Annotated in this window: 17 protein-coding genes and 1 pseudogene; 6 read left to right on the forward strand and 12 right to left on the reverse strand. The window is 72.5% G+C overall.

The genetic code is table 11. From position 1 onward, the window contains the following. Positions 1–77 precede the first annotated feature (77 nt). From MXD57_RS03580 to MXD57_RS03590, 3 genes are all read right to left on the reverse strand, one after another. Complete coding sequence (locus tag MXD57_RS03580; protein ID WP_250399790.1) at positions 78–1,523, reverse strand: aldehyde dehydrogenase family protein; 1,446 nt, start codon at positions 1,521–1,523, stop codon at positions 78–80. 139 nt (positions 1,524–1,662) lie between these two features. Beyond that, positions 1,663–3,234 carry a PucR family transcriptional regulator gene (locus tag MXD57_RS03585; protein WP_250399791.1) on the reverse strand — a complete coding sequence of 524 codons (1,572 nt, stop codon included), beginning with the start codon at positions 3,232–3,234 and terminating at the stop codon, positions 1,663–1,665. Positions 3,235–3,376: 142 nt separating this feature from the next. Continuing rightward, positions 3,377–5,503: an ATP-binding protein gene (locus MXD57_RS03590; protein WP_250399792.1), complete on the reverse strand. Its 2,127-nt coding sequence runs from the start codon at positions 5,501–5,503 to the stop codon at positions 3,377–3,379. 287 nt (positions 5,504–5,790) lie between these two features. Between MXD57_RS03590 and gabT the strand changes: the two genes are divergently transcribed. After that, entirely contained in the window at positions 5,791–7,125 is a 1,335-nt protein-coding gene (gabT, locus tag MXD57_RS03595) for a 4-aminobutyrate--2-oxoglutarate transaminase (protein WP_250399793.1), read from the forward strand. 377 nt (positions 7,126–7,502) lie between these two features. Beyond that, positions 7,503–8,246 (forward strand): phosphatase PAP2 family protein, encoded by a 744-nt coding sequence (locus tag MXD57_RS03600; protein ID WP_250399794.1) that lies wholly within the window; start codon positions 7,503–7,505, stop codon positions 8,244–8,246. A gap of 120 nt (positions 8,247–8,366) precedes the next feature. Here the strand turns inward: MXD57_RS03600 and MXD57_RS03605 are convergent, their stop codons facing one another. The 7 genes from MXD57_RS03605 to MXD57_RS03635 form a co-directional block, all read right to left on the reverse strand. Beyond that, positions 8,367–8,840 carry a bifunctional DNA primase/polymerase gene (locus tag MXD57_RS03605; protein ID WP_250399795.1) on the reverse strand — a complete coding sequence of 158 codons (474 nt, stop codon included), beginning with the start codon at positions 8,838–8,840 and terminating at the stop codon, positions 8,367–8,369. A 123-nt stretch (positions 8,841–8,963) separates the two neighbouring features. Beyond that, positions 8,964–10,394 carry an NAD(P)/FAD-dependent oxidoreductase gene (locus tag MXD57_RS03610; protein ID WP_250399796.1) on the reverse strand — a complete coding sequence of 477 codons (1,431 nt, stop codon included), beginning with the start codon at positions 10,392–10,394 and terminating at the stop codon, positions 8,964–8,966. Positions 10,395–10,417: 23 nt separating this feature from the next. Next, positions 10,418–11,218, reverse strand: a complete 801-nt coding sequence (locus MXD57_RS03615) for an ABC transporter permease (protein ID WP_250399797.1) — start codon at positions 11,216–11,218, stop codon at positions 10,418–10,420. Next, positions 11,219–12,148 (reverse strand): ABC transporter permease, encoded by a 930-nt coding sequence (locus tag MXD57_RS03620; protein WP_250399798.1) that lies wholly within the window; start codon positions 12,146–12,148, stop codon positions 11,219–11,221. Positions 12,149–12,150: 2 nt separating this feature from the next. Beyond that, positions 12,151–13,314 carry an ABC transporter ATP-binding protein gene (locus MXD57_RS03625; RefSeq protein ID WP_250399799.1) on the reverse strand — a complete coding sequence of 388 codons (1,164 nt, stop codon included), beginning with the start codon at positions 13,312–13,314 and terminating at the stop codon, positions 12,151–12,153. Continuing rightward, complete coding sequence (locus MXD57_RS03630) at positions 13,311–14,558, reverse strand: ABC transporter substrate-binding protein (protein WP_250399800.1); 1,248 nt, start codon at positions 14,556–14,558, stop codon at positions 13,311–13,313. Before MXD57_RS03630 ends, MXD57_RS03625 begins: the two co-directional genes overlap by 4 nt. A gap of 44 nt (positions 14,559–14,602) precedes the next feature. Next, entirely contained in the window at positions 14,603–16,147 is a 1,545-nt protein-coding gene (locus tag MXD57_RS03635) for a gamma-aminobutyraldehyde dehydrogenase (RefSeq protein ID WP_250399801.1), read from the reverse strand. A gap of 234 nt (positions 16,148–16,381) precedes the next feature. Here MXD57_RS03635 and MXD57_RS03640 point away from each other — a divergent pair, with 234 nt between their 5' ends. Further along, positions 16,382–16,942: an NADAR family protein gene (locus MXD57_RS03640; RefSeq protein WP_250399802.1), complete on the forward strand. Its 561-nt coding sequence runs from the start codon at positions 16,382–16,384 to the stop codon at positions 16,940–16,942. A 218-nt stretch (positions 16,943–17,160) separates the two neighbouring features. Here MXD57_RS03640 and MXD57_RS03645 read toward each other — a convergent pair whose 3' ends face one another. Further along, positions 17,161–17,934 carry a DUF4190 domain-containing protein gene (locus MXD57_RS03645; RefSeq protein WP_250399803.1) on the reverse strand — a complete coding sequence of 258 codons (774 nt, stop codon included), beginning with the start codon at positions 17,932–17,934 and terminating at the stop codon, positions 17,161–17,163. Positions 17,935–18,073: 139 nt separating this feature from the next. On the opposite strand from MXD57_RS03645, the pseudogene MXD57_RS03650 reads away from it, so the two are divergent. Then, a pseudogene (locus tag MXD57_RS03650) lies at positions 18,074–19,214 on the forward strand (adenosine deaminase). A gap of 259 nt (positions 19,215–19,473) precedes the next feature. Further along, positions 19,474–20,175, forward strand: coding sequence for a glycerophosphodiester phosphodiesterase (locus MXD57_RS03655; RefSeq protein ID WP_250399805.1), 702 nt, complete (start codon positions 19,474–19,476; stop codon positions 20,173–20,175). A 75-nt stretch (positions 20,176–20,250) separates the two neighbouring features. Here MXD57_RS03655 and MXD57_RS03660 read toward each other — a convergent pair whose 3' ends face one another. Continuing rightward, positions 20,251–20,796, reverse strand: coding sequence for a hypothetical protein (locus MXD57_RS03660; RefSeq protein ID WP_250399806.1), 546 nt, complete (start codon positions 20,794–20,796; stop codon positions 20,251–20,253). A 181-nt stretch (positions 20,797–20,977) separates the two neighbouring features. On the opposite strand from MXD57_RS03660, the gene MXD57_RS03665 reads away from it, so the two are divergent. After that, on the forward strand, positions 20,978–23,374 hold the full coding sequence (locus MXD57_RS03665; RefSeq protein WP_250399807.1) for an ATP-binding cassette domain-containing protein: 2,397 nt from the start codon (positions 20,978–20,980) through the stop codon (positions 23,372–23,374). The last annotated feature ends 209 nt before the right edge of the window (positions 23,375–23,583 follow it).

A 23,583-nucleotide genomic window follows, 5' to 3' on the forward strand; every position in this document is an offset into this window, starting at 1 on the left:
CCGACGGGCGGCAGAACGGCCGGAGCCCCCGCACAGTGGGCTCCGGCCGTCTGGCCGACCTGTCCGTCCCAGGTCGGTCAGAGCGCGAGGCCGGTGAGGACCAGCACCCGCTCGTAGGTGTAGTCGTCCATCGCGAACCGCACGCCCTCGCGGCCCACACCGGACTGCTTGGCGCCGCCGTACGGCATCTGGTCGGCGCGGTACGACGGCACGTCGCCGATCACGACGCCGCCGACCTCGAGGGCGCGGTGGGCGCGGAAGGCGACCTGCAGGTCGTGCGTGAACACACCCGCCTGGAGGCCGTACTTGGAGCTGTTGACGGCGGCGAAGGCCTCGGCCTCGCCGTCCACCTTCTGCACCGTGAGGACCGGACCGAAGACCTCCTCGCAGGAGATCGTGGTGTCGGCGGGCACCTCGGTGAGGACGGTCGGCGCGTAGGAGGCGCCGTCGCGGCGGCCGCCCGTGAGGAGCTTCGCCCCGGCGGCGACGGCCTCGTCCACCCAGGACTCGACGCGCTTGGCGGCGTCCTCGCTGACCAGCGGACCGACATCGGTCTTCGCGTCGCTCGGGTCACCGGTGACCTGGGCCTCGACGGCGGCGACGACGCGCGGCAGCAGACGGTCGTACACGGAGGCGTCCGCGACGACCCGCTGCACGGAGATGCAGGACTGGCCGCCCTGGTAGTTGGAGAAGGTCGCGATGCGGGTCGCGGCCCAGTCCAGGTCCTCGTCGCTCGCGAAGTCGCCGAGCACGACGGCCGCGCCGTTGCCGCCCAGCTCCAGGGTGCAGTGCTTGCGCGGCACCGAGTCCATGATCGCGTAGCCGACCTTCTCCGAACCGGTGAAGGAGATCACCGGCAGGCGCTCGTCCTGGACCAGGGCCGGCATGCGGTCGTTGGCGACCGGCAGGATCGACCAGGAACCGGCGGGCAGTTCGGTCTCGGCGAGCAGGTCACCGATGATGAGGCCGGACAGCGGCGTGGCCGGGGCCGGCTTGAGGATGATCGGGGCGCCGGCGGCGATGGCCGGGGCGATCTTGTGGGCGCACAGGTTCAGCGGGAAGTTGAACGGCGCGATGCCGAGGACGACGCCCTTGGGGAAGCGGCGGGTCAGCGCCAGCCGGCCCTGGCCGCCGGCGTCGGTGTCCAGGCGCTGGGCCTCGCCGCCGTTGAAGCGGCGGGCCTCCTCGGCGGCGAACCGGAAGACGGAGACGGCACGGCCGACCTCGCCCCGGGCCCACTTGATCGGCTTGCCGTTCTCGGCGGAGATCAGCTGGGCGATCTCCTCGGTGCGCTCGACCAGACGCCTGCTGACGTGGTCGAGGGCGGCGGCGCGGACATGGGCCGGGGTGGCGGCGAAGTCCTCGCGGACGGCGTACGCGGCGGCCACGGCCTCCTCGACCTGGGCCTCGGTCGGCACGCTGACCTTGCCGACGAGACGGCCGTCCCACGGGGAGGTGACGTCGAAGGTGTCCTCGCCGGCGGCCTGGCGGCCGGCGAGCCAGAAGGCGTGGGTGGAAGTCATGTGAGTCGTCCCGGCCCTTCCGCGTTGTGGGTGTGCGTTCGGTTCGTGGTCCACGGTAGGGCGGGGGCGGGCGGGGGTCGCTTGTCCGAGTCGTAGCAGTAGCGGAGCGGGGTGCGCCCATTTGGCGCGGTGGGGCCGGTCACTGGGTCGACGTGGCCTTCAGGGCCAGCCACAGCTCCATGCGGACGTCGGGGTCGTCCAGGCTGCGGCCCAGGATCTCCTCGACGCGCCGCATCCGGTACCGCAGTGTGTGCCGGTGGACGCCCAGGTCAGCCGCCGCCGCGTCCCACTGGCCGTGCCGGGACAGCCAGGCACGCAGCGAGGCGACCAGGTCCCCGCGGCCCGTGGCGTCATGCTCGTACAGGGGCCGCAGCAGCCCGTCGGCGAAGGCCCGCACCGCGTCGTCGGCCAGCAGCGGCAGTACCGAGCCCACGGCCAGTTGGTCGTGCTCGACGAGCATCCGACCGCGCCGCCGGGCCACCGAGAGCGCCTGCTCGGCCTGCTTGTAGGCGGCGGCCGCCGCGGTCGGGCCGGCCGGCGCCGAAAGGCCGACGACCAGGTCGTCCTCCTGCGTCGCCCCCGGCTCGGGCACGGCCCGCGCGCCCTCCAGCGCCGACGCGTACCCGGTGCACGCGGCCACCGCCGCGCCCCCGTCGGCGACCAGCACCACCAGCCGCTCCCCCTCCGGAACCACCAGCACCGCCTCGCCGGAGCGCGCCGCCGCGGCCTCGACCGTCTCCGCGAGCGTGCCCAGTGGGTCACCGCCGGACACCGACTCGGCGACGACCATCCGGAACGGTGCGTCGAGCAGCCCGCCGTACAGGTCCCCGGCGACCGCCCGGGCGTGGTCGGGCTCGCCGGCGAGGAGCATGCGCAGCACGGCCGCTCCGATCCGCTGTTCGGCCGCGCGCAGCGAACGGGAGCGCTCGGTGGTGAGGGTGAGCAGCGCGATCGCGGAGTGCAGGGCGTAGCGCTCGGCGGTGCCCAGCGCGGCGGCCGTCCCGACGGCGAGCGCGTCCCGCGGACGCTTCCCCGTCCCCAGGGAGTGCAGCTCCACCCGGTCCTCGTTCTCCGGTCCGCCCACCACCGACGACGCCGGAGCGGGCCGTTCCCGCAACCGCTCCACCTCGGTGGTGAGCCGGGCGGCGCGGCGGCCCGCCCACTCGGGCGCGGCGGCGACGACGGCGCCCGAGGCGTCGTACAGCGCCGCCCAGCCGTCGATCTGCCCGGCGAGCGCGGCGAGCAGTCCCTCGGGGCCCGCGCTCAGCGCCTGCCGGGTCAGCTCGCGCTGGGCGGCGAAGCCGGCCGTGACGGCCCGGTACTGGTCGGCGGCGATCGCGGCGGAGACGGCCTTGCTGATGGCGAGGAAGGGTGTGCGGCGGGGCACCTCCAGCAGCGGCAGCCCCTCCTCCTCGGCGGCGTCGACGAGGGCCGCGGGGATCTCCTCGTAGTTGACGCCGACCGCGAAGCCCAGCCCCACCACGCCCGCGCCGGCCAGCCGGCGCACGTACCGGCGCATGGCCTGCGGGTCCTCCGCGTCCAGCTTGAGGGCGGTGATCAGCAGCAGCTCACCGCCCTCCATGTAGGGGACGGGGTCGGCCAGCTCGCTCACGTGTGCCCACCGCACGGGCACGTCCAGGCGGTCCTCGCCCGCGCGCACGGTCAGCTTGAGCGCGGAGTGGTGGACGAGCGAGGCGAGGGTCGGGGGCATGAGGCCTTCAGGTCGTGGTGCACCGGTCGGACAGGACGGCGTTGCGGTGACGGCCGGATCGGGGTCATTTGGCCGCCACGTATGAACAGCCTATGCCGATTCTGCCGCACCGTACGGTCCGCCGGTGGCCGTTCGGCAGGCCTCAGCCCCGCAGGTCCACCAGCAGCGGCGGCGCGTGCTCACCCCGCACGGTCGTCAGCGACAGCACCGCGTGCCCGGGCGGTACCCCGTGCGCCAGCTCGGAGGCGGACCAGCGCTCGCGCTCCACCTGGCGGACGGTGACGGCCCGGGCGGTGGGCGCCTGCCCGGTGATGACCCGGCGCAGCATGTGCACGGCCTTGCCGGCCGGGGTCTCGGCGATGATCTGCCGGTCGGTGACGTCCCTGGTCTCGGTCCACTCCTTGCCCCACACCTCGGCGAAGTCCTGCCCGTCCCAGGGGGTGAGCCCGGACAGCGCCATCCGGCATCCGGTGGAGCCGAGCAGCGGGCCGCGCAGCGGCCGGGGCACGTCGTCCAGGGTGCGCAGCGTCAGCACGGCACCCGCGCCCGCCGACCGCAGCCGCTGGATACCGCGGACCGCCTCGGGCGTGACCACGCCGGAGGCGTCGTCCAGCAGCAGGCAGGCGAAGAGCGACCGGTCCTCCCGCGCCGTCACACCCGCCGTGAACTGGGCGAGCACCAGGCGGGCCAGGATCCGGGAGGCGTCGGCGTGGCCGCGCTGCGGCAGGTCGATGCGGACCCGCACGGGGTGGTCGAGGGCCTGCAGCGAGAACGGCCGGGACTCCCCGGAGGTGTCGAAGAACGCGGCGAAGGCGGGCCGGTCGAGCAGGGCGACCCGGTCGGCGAGCACCGCCCCGACATCGCCGGGGTGGGCCATCTGCCGCTCGCGGGCGTCCAGTTCGCGCAGCAGCGAGGCATGCCCGCTGTCGGTGAGCGCCTTGCGCAGGGCGGCCAGCGGGCCGGGGGTGCCGTCGAGGAGCTGGCGCAGCTCGGGGACCGAGGGGAAGCGTCCGTGGACGGCCCGGAAGGGGCCGAGGAGCTGGCCGAGGACGGTGGTGGAGCGGCGGGTGTCGCTGCCCGGGTGCGGGTCCGCGAGGTCACCGACGAGGGCCTCGGCCAGTATGGCGGCGGCCTCGTCCGGGTCGGTGGTGCCGCCGTACAGGTCGAGGTCGTAGACGGAGTCGGGGTGCCCGACCCGCACGACGACGTCGTAGGACTCGGCCGGCCCGAGACCGGCGCCGGCGGCGCCGACGACCACGAGCGCGGCCTGCCCGGCGAGCGCGTGCAGGCACAGCGACTCGGCGAGCGGCCGGATCACGGAGCCCGTCTTGCCGGAGCCGGCCGGGCCGACGGCGAGCAGGGAGGTGCCGAGCAGCTCGGGTCCGAGGGCGAGTCCGGCGCCCCGGTACTGGTAGGGGTTGCGCGGGTCGTCGGCGGTGGTGCCGAGCCGCACCTGCCCCGTGACCAGGTCGTGCCGGGCCTGCCGGGCGGGCAGGTCACGCTCGCCGGAGGGGTGCGGGCAGGCGGCTGCGCCGTCCCTGAGCACGGCCCCGGTGAAGGCGGCGAGGCCGTGCGCGCCGGACCGCACGCCTTGCCAGGCCCGGCTGATCCGGGCGTGGTCGACGTCCCGCATCAGCCCGGCCCGTGCGTCGGCGGCCAGCCGCGCGGCGGCCTCGTGCGCGCCGGAGGCCCGGAGCTGCGGCCACTCGGCGGGGTCCTGCTCGGGCGCGGGGGGCGGTGGGGTCAGGGGCGCGGCCGGACGCCAGGCGGGCGGGCCGTAGCGCCGCCAGACCTCGCCCCAGCGGCCGAGCCGGCCGACGACGACCATGATGACGAGGGCGATGAGCGTGTAGTACGAGTACCAGAGGACGGCGTTGCCGAGGCGGCTGTTGCCCTGGCGCCAGGAGTCCGGGGTGAACAGCTCGAGCGGCAGCACCCACCAGCCGCCGAGGTAGCCGTTCCACAACAGGGACCACACCAGCCAGCCCACCAGGAACGCGATCAGCGCGCCGCTCAGCAGTTGCCGGGCGGGGATCGGCTCGGGTTCCTGCTCGGGCCGCGGCCGGTGCCCGAACCGCCACACGCCGGGCGCCGCCTGCGGCCTGGACGCCCGCAGCCAGGCGAGGAAGGCCGATCCGTCCGGCCGCGGGGGCGCGCCCGGCGGAACCGGGGGCATGGGCGGCAGGGCGGCGCCCTCCGGGGGCACCGCCGGGCGCGGCACCGGATTCGCATGCGCGGCGCGCGCGTCCCGCGTCCCGTCGCTGTCCATGGCCCTTTCCCCCCGACCTGCCGTTCCGTCCACCGTCAGCGAGCCAATCTAATGCCCCGGGAAGGGGAGTTCACCGCTTACGCGCCCGGGCGGACGGCCGGTCCCAGTGCGCCCGTCACCCACTGCTATGTCCACCACGGACAACGGGCCGCCCCGACAACGCCCACATGGAGCATGCCCACCCACCTTTCCCGGCCCTAGCCTGCGAAGAAGGAGACAAGCGTCCGAAAAACGCACCGTCCGAAACCCCCGGGAACACCCGGTACGCAAGATCACAGGGAGCCCCCATGACCGCACTTCCGCAGGAGCGCCGCCTCGCCACCGCCATCCCCGGCCCGAAGTCGCAGGAGCTGCAGGCCCGCCGCACCGCCGTGGTCGCGCAGGGCGTGGGCTCCACGCTGCCGGTCTTCGTCGCCCGCGCCGGCGGCGGCATCATCGAGGACGTCGACGGCAACCGCCTGATCGACTTCGGCTCCGGCATCGCCGTGACCTCGGTCGGCGCCTCCGCCGAGGCCGTCGTGCGGCGCGCGGGCGCCCAGCTCGCCGACTTCACCCACACCTGCTTCATGGTGACCCCCTACGAGGGCTACGTGGCGGTGGCCGAGGCCCTCGCCGAGCTGACCCCGGGCGACCACGCCAAGAAGTCGGCGCTGTTCAACTCCGGCGCCGAGGCGGTCGAGAACGCCGTCAAGATCGCGCGTGCCCACACCAAGCGCCAGGCGGTCGTCGTGTTCGACCACGGCTACCACGGCCGCACGAACCTGACCATGGCGCTGACCGCGAAGAACATGCCGTACAAGCACGGCTTCGGCCCGTTCGCCCCCGAGGTCTACCGCGTCCCGGTCGCCTACGGCTACCGCTGGCCGACCGGCCCGGAGAACGCCGGCCCCGAGGCCGCCAAGCAGGCCATCGACCAGATCACCAAGCAGGTCGGCCCGGACAACGTGGCCGCGATCATCATCGAGCCGCTGCTCGGCGAGGGCGGCTTCATCGAGCCGGCCAAGGGCTTCCTGCCCGCGATCCGCCAGTTCGCCGCCGACAACGGCATCGTCTTCGTCGCGGACGAGATCCAGTCCGGCTTCTGCCGTACCGGCCAGTGGTTCGCCTGCGAGGACGAGGGCATCGTCCCCGACCTGATCACCACCGCCAAGGGCATCGCCGGCGGTCTGCCGCTGGCCGCCGTCACCGGACGCGCCGAGATCATGGACGCCGCGCACGCGGGCGGCCTCGGCGGCACCTACGGCGGCAACCCGGTGGCCTGCGCCGGCGCGCTCGGCGCCATCGAGACGATGAAGGAGCAGGACCTCAACGCCCGGGCGCGGAACATCGAGGCGGTCATGAAGGCGCGCCTGGGTGCCATGGCCGAGAAGTTCGACATCATCGGCGAGGTCCGCGGCCGCGGCGCGATGATCGCCATCGAGCTGGTCAAGGACCGCGCCGGCAAGGAGCCGAACCCGGAGGCGACCGCGGCGCTCGCCAAGGCCTGCCACGCCGAGGGCCTGCTGGTGCTGACCTGCGGCACCTACGGCAACGTGCTGCGCTTCCTGCCGCCGCTGGTGATCGGCGAGGACCTGCTGAACGAGGGCCTCGACATCATCGAGCAGGCCTTCTCGCGCATCTGAGCGACTTCGTCGCACCTGTGAACCGTTCCTGCGGCAGGCCGTGTGAAGAAGGTGTGCGGGGTGGATGGCGGGACGCGTTTCCGTCTGCCCAAGCGCTCCGGCCTGCCGTAGGTTCTACCCAGATGAGAGATACACCCCGCCCACAGGGGACTGTGGGCGATCTCAGGCCGGGGCCTCCCCAGCTTCGACCTGGTCGTGCCCTCGCGCACACAACCGGGGCCTGACGGCTCCGGGATCTCCTCACCGATCGGACGGTCGCCGCCCCAAACCCCCCGGGGCGAGCGACGTTCCGGTCCGGACGGCCGCCCCGGAACCACCCCCCCCTGTTCCTGGGCGGCCGACCTCCTTCCCTGCCGAAACCTGCCAGTCTGTCCCTCATGGCTGTGTTCCTGGGGCTGTTCCTTCTCCTTCTTGTCCTCCTCTTCGCGGTGATCACCTGGCAGGTGGTCGCCGGCGGTCCGCTGACGGGTGTGGACGAACGGCTCAGCCAGGCCCTGGTGCACCCGGACCGGTTCTCCTCAGGCCTCTCCGACCTCGGCAACGTCGAGGTCGCTCTCCCCGTGCTGCTCCTGGTCGCCGGGTACGTCGCCTGGCGCGGCCGCGCCGCGGGCACGGACCTGTGGTGGCTGCGGCCGGCCGTCGCGGCCGCCCTGATGGCGCTGGTCCCGGCGATCGTGGTCCCGCTGAAGGAGTGGACCGCCCGCCCGGGAACACCCGTGGTGCCCCCGGGGACGGGCTACTACCCGTCCGGCCACACGGCCACGGCGGCGATCGCGTACGGCTCCGCGACCCTGCTGCTGCTTCCCTGGCTCCGCACCCCTGCCGCCCGCCGGGTCCTCGCCGGCGGCTGCGCGGTCCTCGTGCTCGGCGTCTCCTACGGTCTGGTCCGGCGGGGCTGGCACTGGCCGCTGGACGTGGTGGCGAGCTGGTGCCTGAGCACCGTGCTGCTGACCACCCTGTTCCTCGTACCCCGTGCCGTGCTCGGCCGAAGTACGCGTCGAAGCTTCTCCGGCACTCCCGGTTCGCGTAGCGGTCCCGGTTCACCGGCCACGCCGTCGGACCCCGCAGGGCGGGCCGGGTCCCGTGAGTCGCCTACGAACCGCAGTCCGTCCTCTTCGTGAGGCAGCCGGCGGCCTCGGCGACCTCGGTTCGTCGCGTCCGACGCGGTCCACGAGAGCCCCCAAGGCGTGGCGAGTCGGAGGGGCGGAGCGCCCTCGACCCGGTCCGGACCGATCCTGTCGTCAGGTTCCCGGGCCGCCGTCCGCTCCTCCCCCGCCCCGGGCCAGCTCCGCCGCCGCCTCGTGCATCGCCAGTTCCAGCAGCGCGGGGTCGGTCAGCGTCCCCGAGCCGTCGGGCGGCACCAGCCAGCGCACGGTCCGGGTCGCCCGGCCCGGGTACGGCACCACGATCCAGGTGCCGGATCCGGCGGTACGGATGCCGGTGCCCAGCCAGCGGGCCGCGGTGCCGGGCGGCACGAAGAAGCCGACCCGGCTGTCGCCGAAGTCGACGAGCACCGGCCCGGGCCGGTCGAGGACCCGGGTGAGCACGTCGAGGGTGGGATACCCCAGTTCCCCCGGCAGGATCAGCACGTCCCAGACCCGGCCGGCGGGCAGCAGCGTGACCCCGAGCGGATTGCGCTCCCAGGCCCAGCGGCAGGCCTCGGGATCCGGCGCCACGGCCACCAGCCATTCGATCGCCGTCTTGGCCGCACTCATCAAGAGGACCTCCTTCTTCCTTCTGGACGCGAGCGCGTCCAGAAGGAAGAAGGAGGTCGTCCGGGGTGCATTACGCGGGTTGCCGCCCCTCTTTCGAGTGAGCCGGGTCACCCGGTACCAGGTTCAGCTGTCGAAGCCGAGGCCCAGCCGGTCCATCGTGCGCAGCCACAGGTTGCGCCGGCCGCCGTGCGCGTCCGCGCGGGCCAGCGACCACTTGGTCAGGGCGATCCCGGTCCAGGCGAAGGGCTCCGGCGGGAAGGGCAGCGGCTTGCGGCGCACCATCTCCAGCTCGGTCCGTTCGGTGCGCTCCCCGTCCAGCAGGTCCAGCATCACGTCGGCGCCGAAGCGGGTGGCTCCGACACCGAGGCCGGTGTAGCCCGCCGCGTACGCCACCCTTCCCTGGTGCGCGGTGCCGAAGAACGCGGAGAAGCGCGAGCACGTGTCGATGGCGCCGCCCCAGGCGTGCGTGAAGCGGACGCCCTCCAACTGGGGGAAGCACGTGAAGAAGTGCCCGGCGAGCTTCGCGTAGGTCTCGGGGCGGTCGTCGTACTCGGCGCGCACCCGGCCGCCGTAGTGGTGGACCGCGTCGTAGCCGCCCCACAGGATCCGGTTGTCGGCGGACAGCCGGAAGTAGTGGAACTGGTTCGCCGAGTCACCGAGGCCCTGGCGGTTCTTCCAGCCGATGGAGTCCAGTTGGCCGGCGCTCAGCGGCTCGGTCATCAGCGCGTAGTCGTACACCGGGACGGTGTAGGAGCGCACGCGCCGCAGCAGGCTCGGGAAGACGTTCGTGCCGAGCGCGACCCCGCGGGCGCGGACCGAGCCGTACGGGGTGCGCACGGCCATGCCGGCGCCGTACTGCCTCAGGGTGAGCGCGGGCGTGTGCTCGTAGACGCGCACCCCGAGCTCGATGCACGCCCGCTTCAGGCCCCAGGCCAGCTTGGCCGGGTGCAGCATGGCCACACCCCTGCGGTCCCACAGGCCCGCCTCGAAGGTGGGCGAGTCGACCTGCCCGCGCACCGCGTCGGCGTCCAGGAACTCGATGCCGTCGGCGAGGCCCTTGGCCTCCAGTTCCCGGTGCCAGTCGCGCAGTTCCCGGGCCTGGTAGGTCTCGGTGGCCACGTCGATCTCACCGGTGCGCTCGAAGTCGCAGTCGATGCCGTACCGGGCGACGGCGGCCTCGATGCCGTCGAGGTTGCGCCGGCCCAGTTCCTCCAGCCGGTGGATCTCGTCCGGCCAGCGGGTCAGGCCGTTGGGCAGGCCGTGGGTGAGGGACGCGGCGCAGAAGCCGCCGTTGCGGCCGGAGGCGGCCCAGCCCACCTCACGGCCCTCCAGCAGGACCACGTCCCGCCGCGGATCGCGCTCCTTCGCGTTGAGCGCGGTCCACAGCCCGCTGTACCCGCCGCCGACGACCAGCAGGTCACAGGTCTCGGTGCCGGTGAGCGCGGGCTCCGGGTGGGGCTTGCCCGGGTCCTCCAGCCAGTACGGGACCGGCTGGGCCTCGGAGAGGGCGGCGATCCAGTTGTCCTTGCCACGACTCATGGCGCTCGGGGCCATGATTTCAACTCCCTACGGGGCTGCTACGCCTTCTGGCTGTTACGGCGGTTGGTGATGAGCATCGAGACCAGGACGAACAGCACGGCGACGAGGAACATGGCCGTGCCGATGACGTTGATCTGCACCGGCGTTCCACGTTGCGCCGAACCCCACACGAACATGGGGAAGGTGACGGTCGAACCGGCGTTGAAGTTGGTGATGATGAAGTCGTCGAAGGAGAGCGCGAACGACAGCAGCGCTCCCGCCGCGATGCCGGGGGCCGCGATCGGCAGGGTCACCCGCAGGAACGTCTGCACCGGCCCCGCGTACAGGTCCCGGGCCGCCTCCTCCAGGCGCGGATCCATCGACATCACGCGCGCCTTCACGGCGACGACGACGAAGCTGAGGCAGAACATGATGTGCGCGATCAGGATCGTCCAGAAGCCGAGCCGGGCGCCCATGTTGAGGAACAGGGTGAGCAGCGAGGCCGCCATGACGACCTCGGGCATGGCCATCGGCAGGAAGATCAGCGAGTTCACGGCGGACCGCGCGCGGAAGCGGTAGCGGACCAGGGCGAAGGCGATCATGGTGCCGAGGAGGGTGGCCCCGACCGTCGCCCAGAAGGCTATCTGCAGGCTGAGGGACAGCGAGCCGCACATGTCGGCGACGCCGCAGGGGTCCTTCCACGCGTCCGTGGAGAACTGCTGCCACTGGTAGTTGAAGCGCCCCTTCGGTTTGTTGAAGGAGAACACGGTGACGACGATGTTCGGCAGCAGCAGATAGGCGAGCGTGAACAGCCCGGCGATGACTACGAGATGGCGCTTGAGCCAGGTGACGAAGGGCATTTAGACCAGATCCTCCGTCCCGGACCGGCGGATGTAGACCGTGACCATGAGCAGGATCGCGGCCATGAGGATGAAGGACAGCGCCGCGGCGGTCGGATAGTCCAGGATCCGCAGGAACTGGGTCTGGATGACGTTTCCGATCATGCGGGTGTCGGTGGAGCCGAGGAGTTCGGCGTTGACGTAGTCACCGGCCGCGGGGATGAAGGTGAGCAGCGTGCCGGAGACCACGCCCGGCATCGACAGCGGGAAGGTCACCTTGCGGAAGGTGGTCGACGGCTTCGCGTACAGGTCGCCGGCCGCCTCGTGCAGGCGCCCGTCGATCCGCTCCAGCGACGTGTACAGCGGAAGGATCATGAAGGGCAGGAAGTTGTACGTGAGACCGCACACCACCGCCAGCGGGGTGGCGAGCACGCGGTCGCCGGACGTCCAGCCGATCCAGCTGGTCAGGTCCAGGACGTGCAGCGAGTTCAGCGCGTGCACGACCGGGCCGCTGTCGGCGAGGATCGTCTTCCAGGCCAGGGTGCGGATCAGGAAGCTGGTGAAGAACGGCGCGATCACCAGCACCATGATCAGGTTGCGCCAGCGGCCCGCCCGGAAGGCGATGAGGTAGGCCAGCGGGTACCCCAGCAGCAGGCACAGCACGGTCGCGGCGGCCGCGTAGAGGACCGAGCGCAGGAACTGCGGCCAGTACTCGACCAGGGCGTCCCAGTAGGTGGCGAAGTGCCAGGTGACCTTGTAGCCGTCCTCCAGGGAGCCCGTCTGCACGGACGTCGAGGCCTGGTAGATCATCGGCAGCGCGAAGAACACGACCAGCCACAGCAGGCCGGGCAGCAGCAGCCAGTACGGGGTGAGCCGGCCGCGCCCGCGCGGGGACTTCTTCGCGGGTTCGGCGGTGGCGAGGGGCGGTGGCGCCTCCTGGAGCGTCGACATGGTCAGGCGGCCTCTTCCTCGACGGTCTCCACACCTGCGTCGATGTCCTGGGTGGCGTCCAGGCCGAAGGTGTGCGCCGGGCTCCAGTGCAGGACGACCTCGGCGCCGGGGACCAGCCGGCCGTCGCGCTCGACGTTCTGGACGTAGACCGCCAGTTCGTCGCAGACGGGGCTGTCGATGACGTACTGCGTGGAGACGCCGATGAAACTGGCGTCGGCGATCCGGCCGGTGAGGCGGTTGCGGCCCTCGGGGATGGTGCCGGCGTCGTCGGCGTGGGTGAGGGCGATCTTCTCGGGACGGATGCCGACCAGCACCTTGCCGCCGGCGGTCGCCGGGGCGGAGCACCGCGCCCGGGGCAGTATCAGCTTGCCGCCGCCGGCCTTGAGCACGAGGTCGTCCCCGTTCCCGGTGCCGACCTCGGCCTCGATGAGGTTGGAGGTGCCGAGGAAGTTCGCCACGAAGGTCGTGCGCGGGTTCTCGTACAGGTCGCTGGGTGCGCCGAGCTGCTCGACCCGGCCGGCGTTCATCACCGCGACCGTGTCGGCCATCGTCATGGCCTCCTCCTGGTCGTGGGTGACGTGCACGAAGGTGATGCCGACCTCGGTCTGGATGCGCTTGAGCTCGAGCTGCATCTGACGGCGCAGCTTGAGGTCGAGCGCGCCGAGGGGCTCGTCGAGGAGGAGCACCTTCGGATGGTTGATCAGCGCGCGGGCCACCGCGACCCGCTGCTGCTGGCCGCCGGAGAGCTGGTGCGGTTTCTTGCGCGCCTGCTCGCCGAGCTGGACCAGCTCCAGCATCTCCTCCACCTGCTTCTTCACGCTCTTGATGCCGCGCCGGCGCAGGCCGAAGGCGACGTTCTCGAAGATGTCGAGGTGCGGGAAGAGGGCGTAGGACTGGAAGACCGTGTTCACCGGGCGCTTGTAGGGCGGCAGAAGGGTGACGTCCTGGTCGCCGAGGTGCACGGTGCCGGTGGAGGGTTCCTCCAGGCCGGCGATCATGCGCAGGGTGGTCGTCTTGCCGCAGCCGGAGGCACCGAGCAGGGCGAAGAAGGAGCCCTGCGGGACGGTCAGGTCGAGCGGGTGCACGGCGGTGAAGCCGTTGTCGTAGGTCTTGCTGATACCGGAGAGGCGGACGTCGCCGCTGTTGTCTGTCGTCATGGTCGTCACGCCCCTGTGAGCTTCGCGAACTTCTCTTCGTAGGCCGTCTCTTCCTTCTGGCTCAGCGAGCGGAAGGAGTGCGACCTGGCCTGCATGGCCTTGTCGGGGACGATCAGCGGGTTGTTCGCCGCGTCCTTGTCGATCTTCGCCAGGTAGGGCTTCACACCGTCGACGGGAGTCGCGTAGTTGATGTACGCGGCGAGCTCGGCGGCCTGCTCCGGCTCGTAGTAGAAGTCGATCAGCCGCTCGGCGTTCGTCTTGTGACGCGCCTTGTTGGGCACCAGCAGGTTGTCGGTCGACGTCATGTAGCCGCTGTCCGGGATGACGAAGTCGACGTCCGGGCTGTCCGCCTTGAGCTGGACCACGTCACCGGCCCAGGCCACGCAGGCGGCGATGTCGCCCTTGGTCAGGTCCGAGGTGTAGTCGTTGCCGGTGAAGCGGCGGATCTGGCCCTTGTCCACCGCCTTCTGCAGCCGGGCCACGACCGCGTCGAAGTCGTCGTCGGTGAACTTCGCCGGATCCTTGCCCATGTCGAGCAGCGTCATGCCGATGCTGTCGCGCATCTCGGAGAGGAAGGAGACACGGCCCTTGAGCTTCGGGTTGTCGAGCAGGTCGGAGACCGACCTCACCTCGACGCCGTCGAGCGCCTTCTTGTTGTAGGCGATGACCGTCGGGATGCCCTGCCAGGGGTACGAGTAGGCGCGGCCGGGGTCCCAGTCGGGATCGCGGAACTGCGACGACAGGTTGGTGTAGGCGTGCCGCAGGTTGGACGGGTCCAGCTTCTGGACCCAGCCCAGGCGGATCACCCGGGCGGCCAGCCAGTCGGTGAGGACCATCAGGTCGCGGCCGGTGGCCTGACCCGCGGCGAGCTGCGGCTTGATCTTGCCGAAGAACTCGTTGTTGTCGTTGATGTCCTCGGTGTACTTGACCGTGATGCCGGTCCGCCTGCGGAACGTCTCGAGCGTGGGGTGGTGCTTTCCGCTGTCGTCGACGTCGATGTACTCGGTCCAGTTGGAGAAGTTCACGACCTTCTCCTGCGCCGAGTGGTCCTGGGCGGACGTACCGCCCTGGGTCTTGCCGGCCGCGGGGATGCCGCAGCCGGTCAGTGCGCCGAGACCGCCGACCGTGAGCGCGCCGCCCGCGGAGGCGCGCAGCAGCGATCGGCGGGTCATCGCGGCCCTGCCGTTGCGCAGACTGCGCCGCATCGCGGCCGCTTGGACCGGGGTGAGGCGGTCGGGCTCGTACTGCTCCATGCGCGTGGTGCCCTTTCGATGGGGTCGGTCTGGTCTGCGGCCGGTCATTGCTGGCGGTCCCCGAACACGGTGCGGTGCCAGTCCTTCCCGGCGACCGCGGTGTTGTCGAACATTACGTGTTTGACCTGCGTGTACTCCTCGAACGAGTACGCGGACATGTCCTTGCCGAAGCCGGAGGCCTTGTAGCCGCCGTGCGGCATCTCGCTGATGATCGGGATGTGGTCGTTGATCCACACACAGCCCGCCTTGATCTCACGGGTGGCCCGCCCGGCGCGGTAGACACCACCGGTCCAGGCGGAGGCGGCCAGGCCGTACGGGGTGTCGTTGGCCAGCCGGATGCCTTCATCATCACTGTCGAACGGCAGGACCACCAGCACCGGGCCGAAGATCTCGGACTGGACGATCTCGCTGTCCTGGGCCGCGCCGGTGACCAGGGTGGGCCGGTAGTAGGCGCCCCGGCCCAGGTCCCCCTGCGGCGCCTCGCCGCCGGTCACCACGCGCGCGTAACCGCGCGCCCGGTCCACGAAACCGGCGACCCGGTCGCGCTGGGCGTGCGAGACGAGCGGCCCGAGGTCGGTGCCCGGCGCGAAGGGATCGCCGAGCCGCACGGTCTCCATCAGCGCGGCCGTACGCTCCACGAACGCCTCGTACAGCGGTCGCTGCACGTACGCGCGCGTGGCGGCCGTGCAGTCCTGGCCGGTGTTGATGAGCGCGGCGGCGACGGCTCCGTTGGCGGCCGCCTCCAGGTCCGCGTCGTCGAAGACGACGAAGGGCGCCTTGCCGCCCAGCTCCAGGTGGAGGCGCTTGACGGTGGCGGTGGCGATCTCGGCGACCCGCCTGCCGACGGCGGTGGACCCGGTGAAGGAGGTCATGGCCACGTCGGGGTGCCCGACAAGGTGCTCTCCCGCCTCCCTGCCGGTCCCGGTGACGATGTTGATCACACCGTCCGGGATGCCCGCGTCCTTGGCGGCCAGGGCGAACAGCAGCGAGGTGAGCGGGGTCGTCTCGGCGGGCTTGAGCACGATGGTGTTGCCGGCGGCGACGGCCGGGAGGATCTTCCAGGCGGCCATCTGCAACGGGTAGTTCCAGGGCGCGATCGATCCGACGACGCCGATCGGCTCGCGCCGGACGTACGACGTGTGGTCACCGGAGTACTCAGCGGCCGCCTGCCCCTGGAGGTGACGGGCGGCACCGGCGAAGAAGGCGGTGTTGTCGACGGTGCCCGGCACGTCGAACTCGCGGGTGAGCTTCAGCGGCTTCCCGCACTGCAGGGACTCCGCGCGGGCGAACTCCTCGGCGCGCTCCGCGAGCACGGCGGCGAACCGGTGCAGGGCGTCGGAGCGCTCACCGGGGGTGGCGCCGGCCCAGCCCGGGAAGGCCTCGCGCGCCGCTGCGACGGCCGCGTCGACATCGTCGGCGCCGGCCAGGTCGTAGGTGTACACCTCCTCGCCGGTGGCCGGGTCGACCACGGTGTGAACGCGGCCCGAGGTGCCCTTCGTCAGCCGGCCGGCGATGAACTGCGCGCCGTCCGCGAGGCGCTCCTGGGCGGGAAATCGTTCCGGGATGGCGGTGCTGCCCGGGTTGTGCATGTCGCTCTCCTCCGCCGTTCGTCCCGACCCTGAGGGCGGGTGGCGTAGCTCCAGCTCGATTTGAGTGCCGATCCTGACAGAGCAAGTGCACTCCAACAAGTGATTCCGTTGTTGCCTTTTGGTTAAGCAACGGAATCTGTCGACCAGGTGTCGAGTCGGCACGGGCTCCGCTCGACATGCTGCTCCGCGGCGCGGCCCGGACGGGCGTCGGTGGTGCGTGCCACAATCGCGGGCATGGGGATCGACGGGGTGGAGGCCCTGATCAGGGAGGTCCGGGCGGGTACCCGGATCAAGTACCTGCACTTCTGGGGCCACCGGCCGCTCCCGGACGGCCGGATCGGCGCGAGCTGCCTGAGCCAGTGGTGGCCGTCGCCCTTCGTGGTGGAGGGCGTCGGCTACGCGACGGCCGAGCACTGGATGATGGCCCGGAAGGCGCGACTGTTCGGGGACGCGGAGGCGGAGCGCCGGGTGCTGGCGGCGGGACATCCCGCCGAGGCCAAGAGGGCGGGGCGGCTGGTCCGGGGTTTCGACGAGGCGATATGGGCGCGGGAGCGCTTCCGGATCGTGGTCGAGGGCAGCGTGCACAAGTTCGCCGCGCACCCCGGCCCGGGTGCGTTCCTGCGCGCCACCGGCGACCGGGTCCTGGTGGAGGCGAGCCCCGTGGACCGGGTGTGGGGCATCGGTCTTGCGGCCGGCGACGAGGCGGCGTCGGATCCCGAGCGCTGGCGGGGGCCGAACCTGCTGGGGTTCGCGCTGATGCAGGCACGCGAGCGGCTGGCCGCGTCGGCGCGCTGAGCCCCGGGTGCCCCCGCCGGGGCACCCGGACCGGGTTCAGGCCGGGTCGGGTTCAGGCCGAGCCGGGTCCAGGCCGGGCCGGGTCCAGGCCGGGCCGGGTCCAGGCCGGGCCGGGTCCAGGCCGGGCCGGGTCCAGGCCGGGCCGGGTCTAGGCCGGGCCGGGTCTAGGCCGGGCCGGGCCGGGCCGGGTCCAGGCCGGGTTCAGGCTTGGGTCGGGTTCAGGCCCGGGTCGGCACGGGCGCCGGCACCTGGGGAGCGGAGTTGTAGTAGGGGTCGTCGTACTCGCTGTCGTGCTTCCTGTCCTCGTTGACGGCCATCACGATGGCGAAGACGATGAACGCGAGCGCGGCGAGCCCGATGATGGTGCCGATGATGCCCGTTATGAAACCGGCCTGAGCCTGGCCGTGGTTGGTGGCCTCGCCCCGCTCGACCCGCTTCTTGCCCTTGACGCCGAGCACCACCGCGATCACGCCGAGCACGATGGACACCACGCCGTAGATGCAGAACAGGCAGATGGACAGGATGCCCAGCACCATCGCCGCGGTACCCATGCCGTTCTGCGGGCCCATCGGCATGCCGGGCCACCCGTAGCCCTGCTGCGGGTAGGCGGGGTAGCCGTACCCGCCGGGAGCGGCGGGGCCCGGGCCGCCGGGCGCGGCGGGCGGGGGCGGCATGGCGGACTCGGTCCAGCCCTGGGCCGGTGGCGGCGGCACGGGCGGACCGTAGCCCGCGGGCGCTCCGAAGCCGGGGCCCGGCGCGGAGATCATGGTGGCCTGGTCGTGCACGGACGGCTGCGGCGCCGGAGGCTGCTGCGGACCGGCGGCCGGGGGCTGCGGGGCCTGACCGGGCGGCTGGTCCTGCGCCGGGGGCTGCTGCCCGGGCGCGCCGGGCTGCGGGCCCTTCTCCAGCGAAGGCTTGCTCTCGGGCGGCGCCCACGGGTCGAAGCCCCCGCCCGCGCCTCCGCCTGCGCCCTGCTGTCCCTGGTCCGCCACGTCCCCGCCCCTCCATCGATGGTCAGGCCATGGTAAAGCGTCGGTTCCGCGGCCCCGCGGCGGGTCGCCGCCGCCCCGGGGCAGCGCGGGAGCCGCCGCCGGCCCCGCCTACGATGACCCCCGACCCACCGATCAGCCGATCACCCGCGCCCGGACCACGGATCTCGGTCCGCGGGCGCCGTTCCGGGGAGGAACCCTTGACCGACCGCAGCGCCGCATCCAGCCCGGTACCCGCCGCCGGCCCGCCCGAGCGCGATCTGCACGCCTTCATCGCCGGACTGCCCAAGGCCGAACTGCACGTCCACCACGTCGGCTCCGCCTCCCCGCGCATCGTCTCCGAGCTGGCCGCCCGCCACCCGGACTCCACGGTCCCCACCGACCCCGAGGCCCTGGCCGACTACTTCACGTTCACGGACTTCGCGCACTTCATCCAGGTGTACCTGTCCGTGGTGGACCTCATCCGCACCCCGGAGGACGTCCGGCTGCTGACCTTCGAGGTGGCCCGCGACCTGGCCCGGCAGCAGGTGCGCTACGCGGAGCTGACCATCACCCCGTTCTCCTCGACCCGGCGCGGCATCGAGGAGACGGCCTTCATGTCCGCGATAGAGGACGCCCGCAAGGCGGCCGAGGCCGAGTTCGGGACCATGCTCCGCTGGTGCTTCGACATCCCGGGCGAGGCCGGTCTGCTGTCCGCCGAGGAGACCGCCCGGATGGCCACCGACGAACGGGTCCGCCCGGAGGGCCTGGTGTCGTTCGGGCTCGGCGGCCCCGAGGTCGGCGTGCCGCGCCCGCAGTTCAAGCCGTACTTCGACCAGGCCATCGCCGCGGGCCTGCACTCCGTCCCGCACGCCGGCGAGACGACCGGCCCGGAGACGGTGTGGGACGCGCTGACCGAGCTGCGCGCCGAGCGCATCGGGCACGGCACCAGCTCCGCACGGGATCCCCGCCTGCTCGCCCACCTCGCCGAGCACCGCATCGCGCTGGAGGTCTGCCCGACCTCCAACATCGCCACCCGCGCGGTCGCCTCCCTGGACGAGCACCCGATCAAGGAGTTCGTCCGGGCCGGCGTGCTGGTCACGGTCAACTCCGACGACCCGCCGATGTTCGGCACGGACCTCAACAACGAGTACGCGGTGGCCGCGCGCCTCCTCGAGCTGGACGAGCGGGGCCTGGCCGGGCTGGCGAAGAACGCCGTCGAGGCGTCCTTCCTGGACACTGCGGGCAAGGCGCGCATCGCGGCGGAGATCGACGCCTACACCGACGCCTGGCTCGCCCCCTGAGAGCTGTCCCGTGATCCCCGGTGGATCGGCGAAGCGCGTCGGACGCGGTGCGCCGCAAGGCGGAGGGTCGTCCTCGTACCGGGCGTACGCGGACGATCCGACGACGCGGCGAGGTGCCGTGGCCGTCGTCGTGCGCCCGCCGGGGATCGCGGGACGGCCTTCGGCGCGGGCCGGTCGAGGCCTGCCCGTCGCGCCGGGGCGAGCCCCGGCTGACGGGGCACCGGGCACGGCAACCGGGGGCCCCGCCACAATGGGGGTCATGCAGACCGTGACCGCCGTGGCCCACCGCGGCGCCCCCTACCGTTTCCGCGAGAACACCCTCGACTCGCTGCGCTGCGCGCCCGGCCTGGGCGCGGACGCGGTCGAGATCGACGTACGGCTCACCCGCGACGGCGTTCCCGTCCTGCTGCACGACGAGACGCTGGACCGGCTGTGGGGGCACCGGCGGCCGCTGCGCTCGCTGTCGGCCGCCGAGCTGAACGGGCTCACGGCGGGCGGGGTGCCGACGCTGGAGCGGGCGCTGGCCGCGACGGACGGCAGCCGGGTGATGGTGGACCTGTGCGGCCGGGTCGACCGCCGCACCGTACGGGCCGTCATGGACGTCGTCCGGCAGAGCGGCGCCGGGGACCGGGTGTACTACTGCGCGGGCGCCGAGGCCATGCTGGCGGTGCGGGCCGCCGATCCGGCCGCCGAGATCGCCCTGACCTGGACGACGCTCGCCCCGCCCCGGCCCGCGCTGCTGGACGCGGTGCGCCCCCGCTGGCTCAACTACCGCTTCTCCCTGGTCGACCGGGATCTGGCGGCCCACGTCCGCCGGGGCGGCCACCTGCTGTCCGTGTGGACCCCGGACACCCGTCGCTCGCTGCGCCGGCTGCTCGACCTGGGCGTCGACTCGATCACCACGAACCGGGTGGACGCGCTGCACGCCCTGCGCACCGCCGGCCGCCCCGGCGGGCGCTGACCCGACGGCCGGCTCGCGACGCCGGGTAACGCGCCGTGAACGGGCGCCCGGATCCCGGACGGGCGGGAGCCGGGCTCACCGCCCGACGGGCTGTCCGCCGTACCCGGTGCCCACCGCGGCACCGGCCGGGCTCATCCGCTCCAGCCGCTTCGTCTTCCTCCGTACGACGTACAGCGGCAGGACGCCGAACACCCCGAAGGACATGTCGATCAGCGTCCACCACAGGGGGATCCCGCGCACCGGGCCGCACACCAGGGCGAGCGGGACGATCCCGGCGCAGGCGATCATCCCGAACTCGACGACCCAGATGTTGCGCACCGGGTCGCGGTAGGGCCCGTAGAAGGCGACCGCGATGACGAGGTGCGCGAAGGCGAGCCAGTCGGTGCCGTAGAGCACGAACGGGTAGTCGGCGTCGACGGCGTCGAGCCCCTCGCGCACCCGGGTGATCCAGTCCATGAGCCCCGGCAGCAGATCCGGTACGGACAGCGCCCGAAGTGCGCCCTCCGTCCAGCGCAGTTCGTGCACCAGCGGAAACGCGGTGGCCCCGCTGAGCACGAGGCACACGACGAAGAGGACCAACCAGACACGGATGCCCCGGAGCAGGGCGGCTCTGTCGCTCATGGCAGCAGCGTACCCACTATTTGAACGCGTTCAAAACCTCTTCCCGGACGGAAACCGGCCGTTCCGTCAGGAATCGAGAAGCGCCGGGCCGGGGCGCGCGGCTAGCGTGCTGCGTGAACCGGTCCGGGCGACCCCGAGGGAGCCGCGCGGGCGGCGCCCCCGACGGATGGAGACACGAAGCATGGCCACGAGGACGGACGCCAGCCAGCGGCCCGCGCCGCACGTCGCCGACAGCCACGGCCTGATCCGGGTGCACGGCGCGCGCGAGAACAACCTCAAGGACGTCAGCATCGAGCTCCCCAAGCGCCGGCTGACGGTGTTCACCGGGGTCTCCGGATCGGGCAAGAGCTCACTGGTGTTCGACACCATCGCGGCCGAGTCGCAGCGGCTGATCAACGAGACGTACAGCGCCTTCGTGCAGGGCTTCATGCCGGCCCTCGCCCGGCCCGAGGTCGACGTGCTCGACGGGCTCACGACCGCGATCACGGTCGACCAGCAGCGGATGGGCGGCGACCCGCGCTCCACGGTCGGCACCGCCACCGACGCCAACGCGATGCTGCGCATCCTCTTCAGCCGGCTCGGTCGGCCGCACATCGGCTCGCCCAAGGCGTTCTCCTTCAACGTCGCCTCGATCAGCGGAGCGGGCGCGGTCACCGTGCAGCGCGGCGGGCAGACCGTGAAGGAGCGCCGCAGCTTCAGCGTCACCGGCGGCATGTGCCCGCGCTGCGAGGGCCGGGGCACGGTCTCCGACATCGACCTCACCCAGCTCTACGACGACTCCAGGTCGCTGAACGAGGGGGCGCTCGCCGTCCCCGGCTACAAGTCGGGCGGCTGGAACCACCGGCTCTACAGCGAGTCGGGCCTCGTTGACCCGGACAAGCCGATCAGCCGGTACACCGAGCAGGAACTCCGGGACTTCCTGCACCGCGAGCCGACCCGGATGAAGATCGCGGGCATCAACATGACCTACGAGGGTCTGATCCCGCGGATCCAGAAGTCGATGCTCGCCAAGGACCGGGAGGCGATGCAGCCGCACATCAGGGAGTTCGTGGACCGCGCCGTCACCTTCACCACCTGCCCCGACTGCGACGGCACCCGGCTGAACGAGGGCGCCCGGTCGTCGAGGATCGGCGGGGTCGGTATCGCGGACGCCTGCGCGATGCAGATCAGCGACCTGGCCGCATGGGTGCGCGACCTGGACGAGCCGTCGGTGGCGCCGCTGCTGGGCAAGCTGCGGCAGACCCTGGACTCGTTCGTGGAGATCGGCCTCGGCTACCTCGCCCTCGACCGGCCGGCCGGCACGCTGTCGGGCGGCGAGGCGCAGCGTGTGAAGATGATCCGCCACCTGGGGTCCTCGCTGACCGACGTCACGTACGTCTTCGACGAGCCCACCGCGGGTCTGCACCCGCACGACATCCAGCGGATGAACGAACTGCTGCTGCGGCTGCGGGACAAGGGCAACACGGTGCTGGTCGTGGAGCACAAGCCGGAGATGATCGCGATCGCCGACCACGTCGTCGACCTCGGGCCCGGCGCGGGTACGGCGGGCGGCGCCGTCTGCTTCGAGGGCACCCTGGAGGGCCTGCGGGCCAGTGGCACGCTCACCGGCCGCCACCTGGACGACCGGGCCGCCGTCAAGAAGGCGGTGCGCGAGCCGACCGGCACGCTGGAGATCCGCGGGGCCTCGGCGAACAACCTGCGCGACGTCGACGTCGACATCCCGCTCGGGGTGCTCACCGTCGTCACCGGTGTCGCCGGGTCCGGCAAGAGCTCCCTCGTGCACGGCTCGATCCCGGCCGGCGCGGGCGTGGTGTCGGTCGACCAGACCCCGATCCGCGGCTCGCGGCGCAGCAACCCGGCGACCTACACCGGGCTGCTCGACCCGATCCGCAAGGCGTTCGCCCGGGCCAACGGCGTCAAGCCGGCCCTGTTCAGCGCCAACTCCGAGGGCGCGTGCCCCACCTGCAACGGGGCCGGTGTCGTCTACACCGATCTGGCGATGATGGCCGGCGTCGCCACCCCCTGCGAGGAGTGCGAGGGCAAGCGCTTCGAGGCGTCGGTGCTGGAGTACCGCCTCGGCGGGCGCGACATCAGCGAGGTGCTCGCGATGCCGGTCTCCGAGGCCGAGGAGTTCTTCGCCGCCGGCGAGGCACGCACCCCCGCGGCGCACCGCGTCCTGGGCCGGCTCTCCGACGTCGGGCTCGGCTACCTCACCCTCGGCCAGCCGCTCACCACCCTGTCCGGTGGCGAGCGGCAGCGCCTGAAACTGGCCACCCACATGGGGGACAAGGGCGGTGTGTACATCCTCGACGAACCGACCTCCGGCCTGCACCTCGCCGACGTCGAGCAACTACTGGGCCTGCTCGACCGGCTCGTCGACTCCGGCAAGTCGGTCATCGTCGTCGAACACCACCAGGCGGTCATGGCACACGCCGACTGGATCATCGACCTCGGTCCCGGCGCGGGCCACGACGGCGGCCGCATCGTCTTCGAGGGCACCCCCACCGACCTGGTCGCCGCCCGCTCGACCCTGACGGGCGAGCACCTGGCGGCCTATGTCGGCGAGGGCGCGGGCTGACGTCCGGAGGGTGCCGCGAACGCCCCGCGCGGCGCCCGCGGCACCCGGCACGCAGGCCCACCGCGCCGGCCGAAGGCACGGTCGCACCCAGTGGTGCGTCGAGCGGACCGGGCGGTACCCGACACCCTGTCCACCGGCGTCGCGGTCCACCCGCTCGCACGCGCGGCCCCGGACGGGGAGGTGTCCCGTCCAGGGCCGTACGAGCCGGC

The organism is Streptomyces cellostaticus, assembly GCF_023630175.1.
GTDB classification, from domain to species: domain Bacteria; phylum Actinomycetota; class Actinomycetes; order Streptomycetales; family Streptomycetaceae; genus Streptomyces; species Streptomyces cellostaticus_A.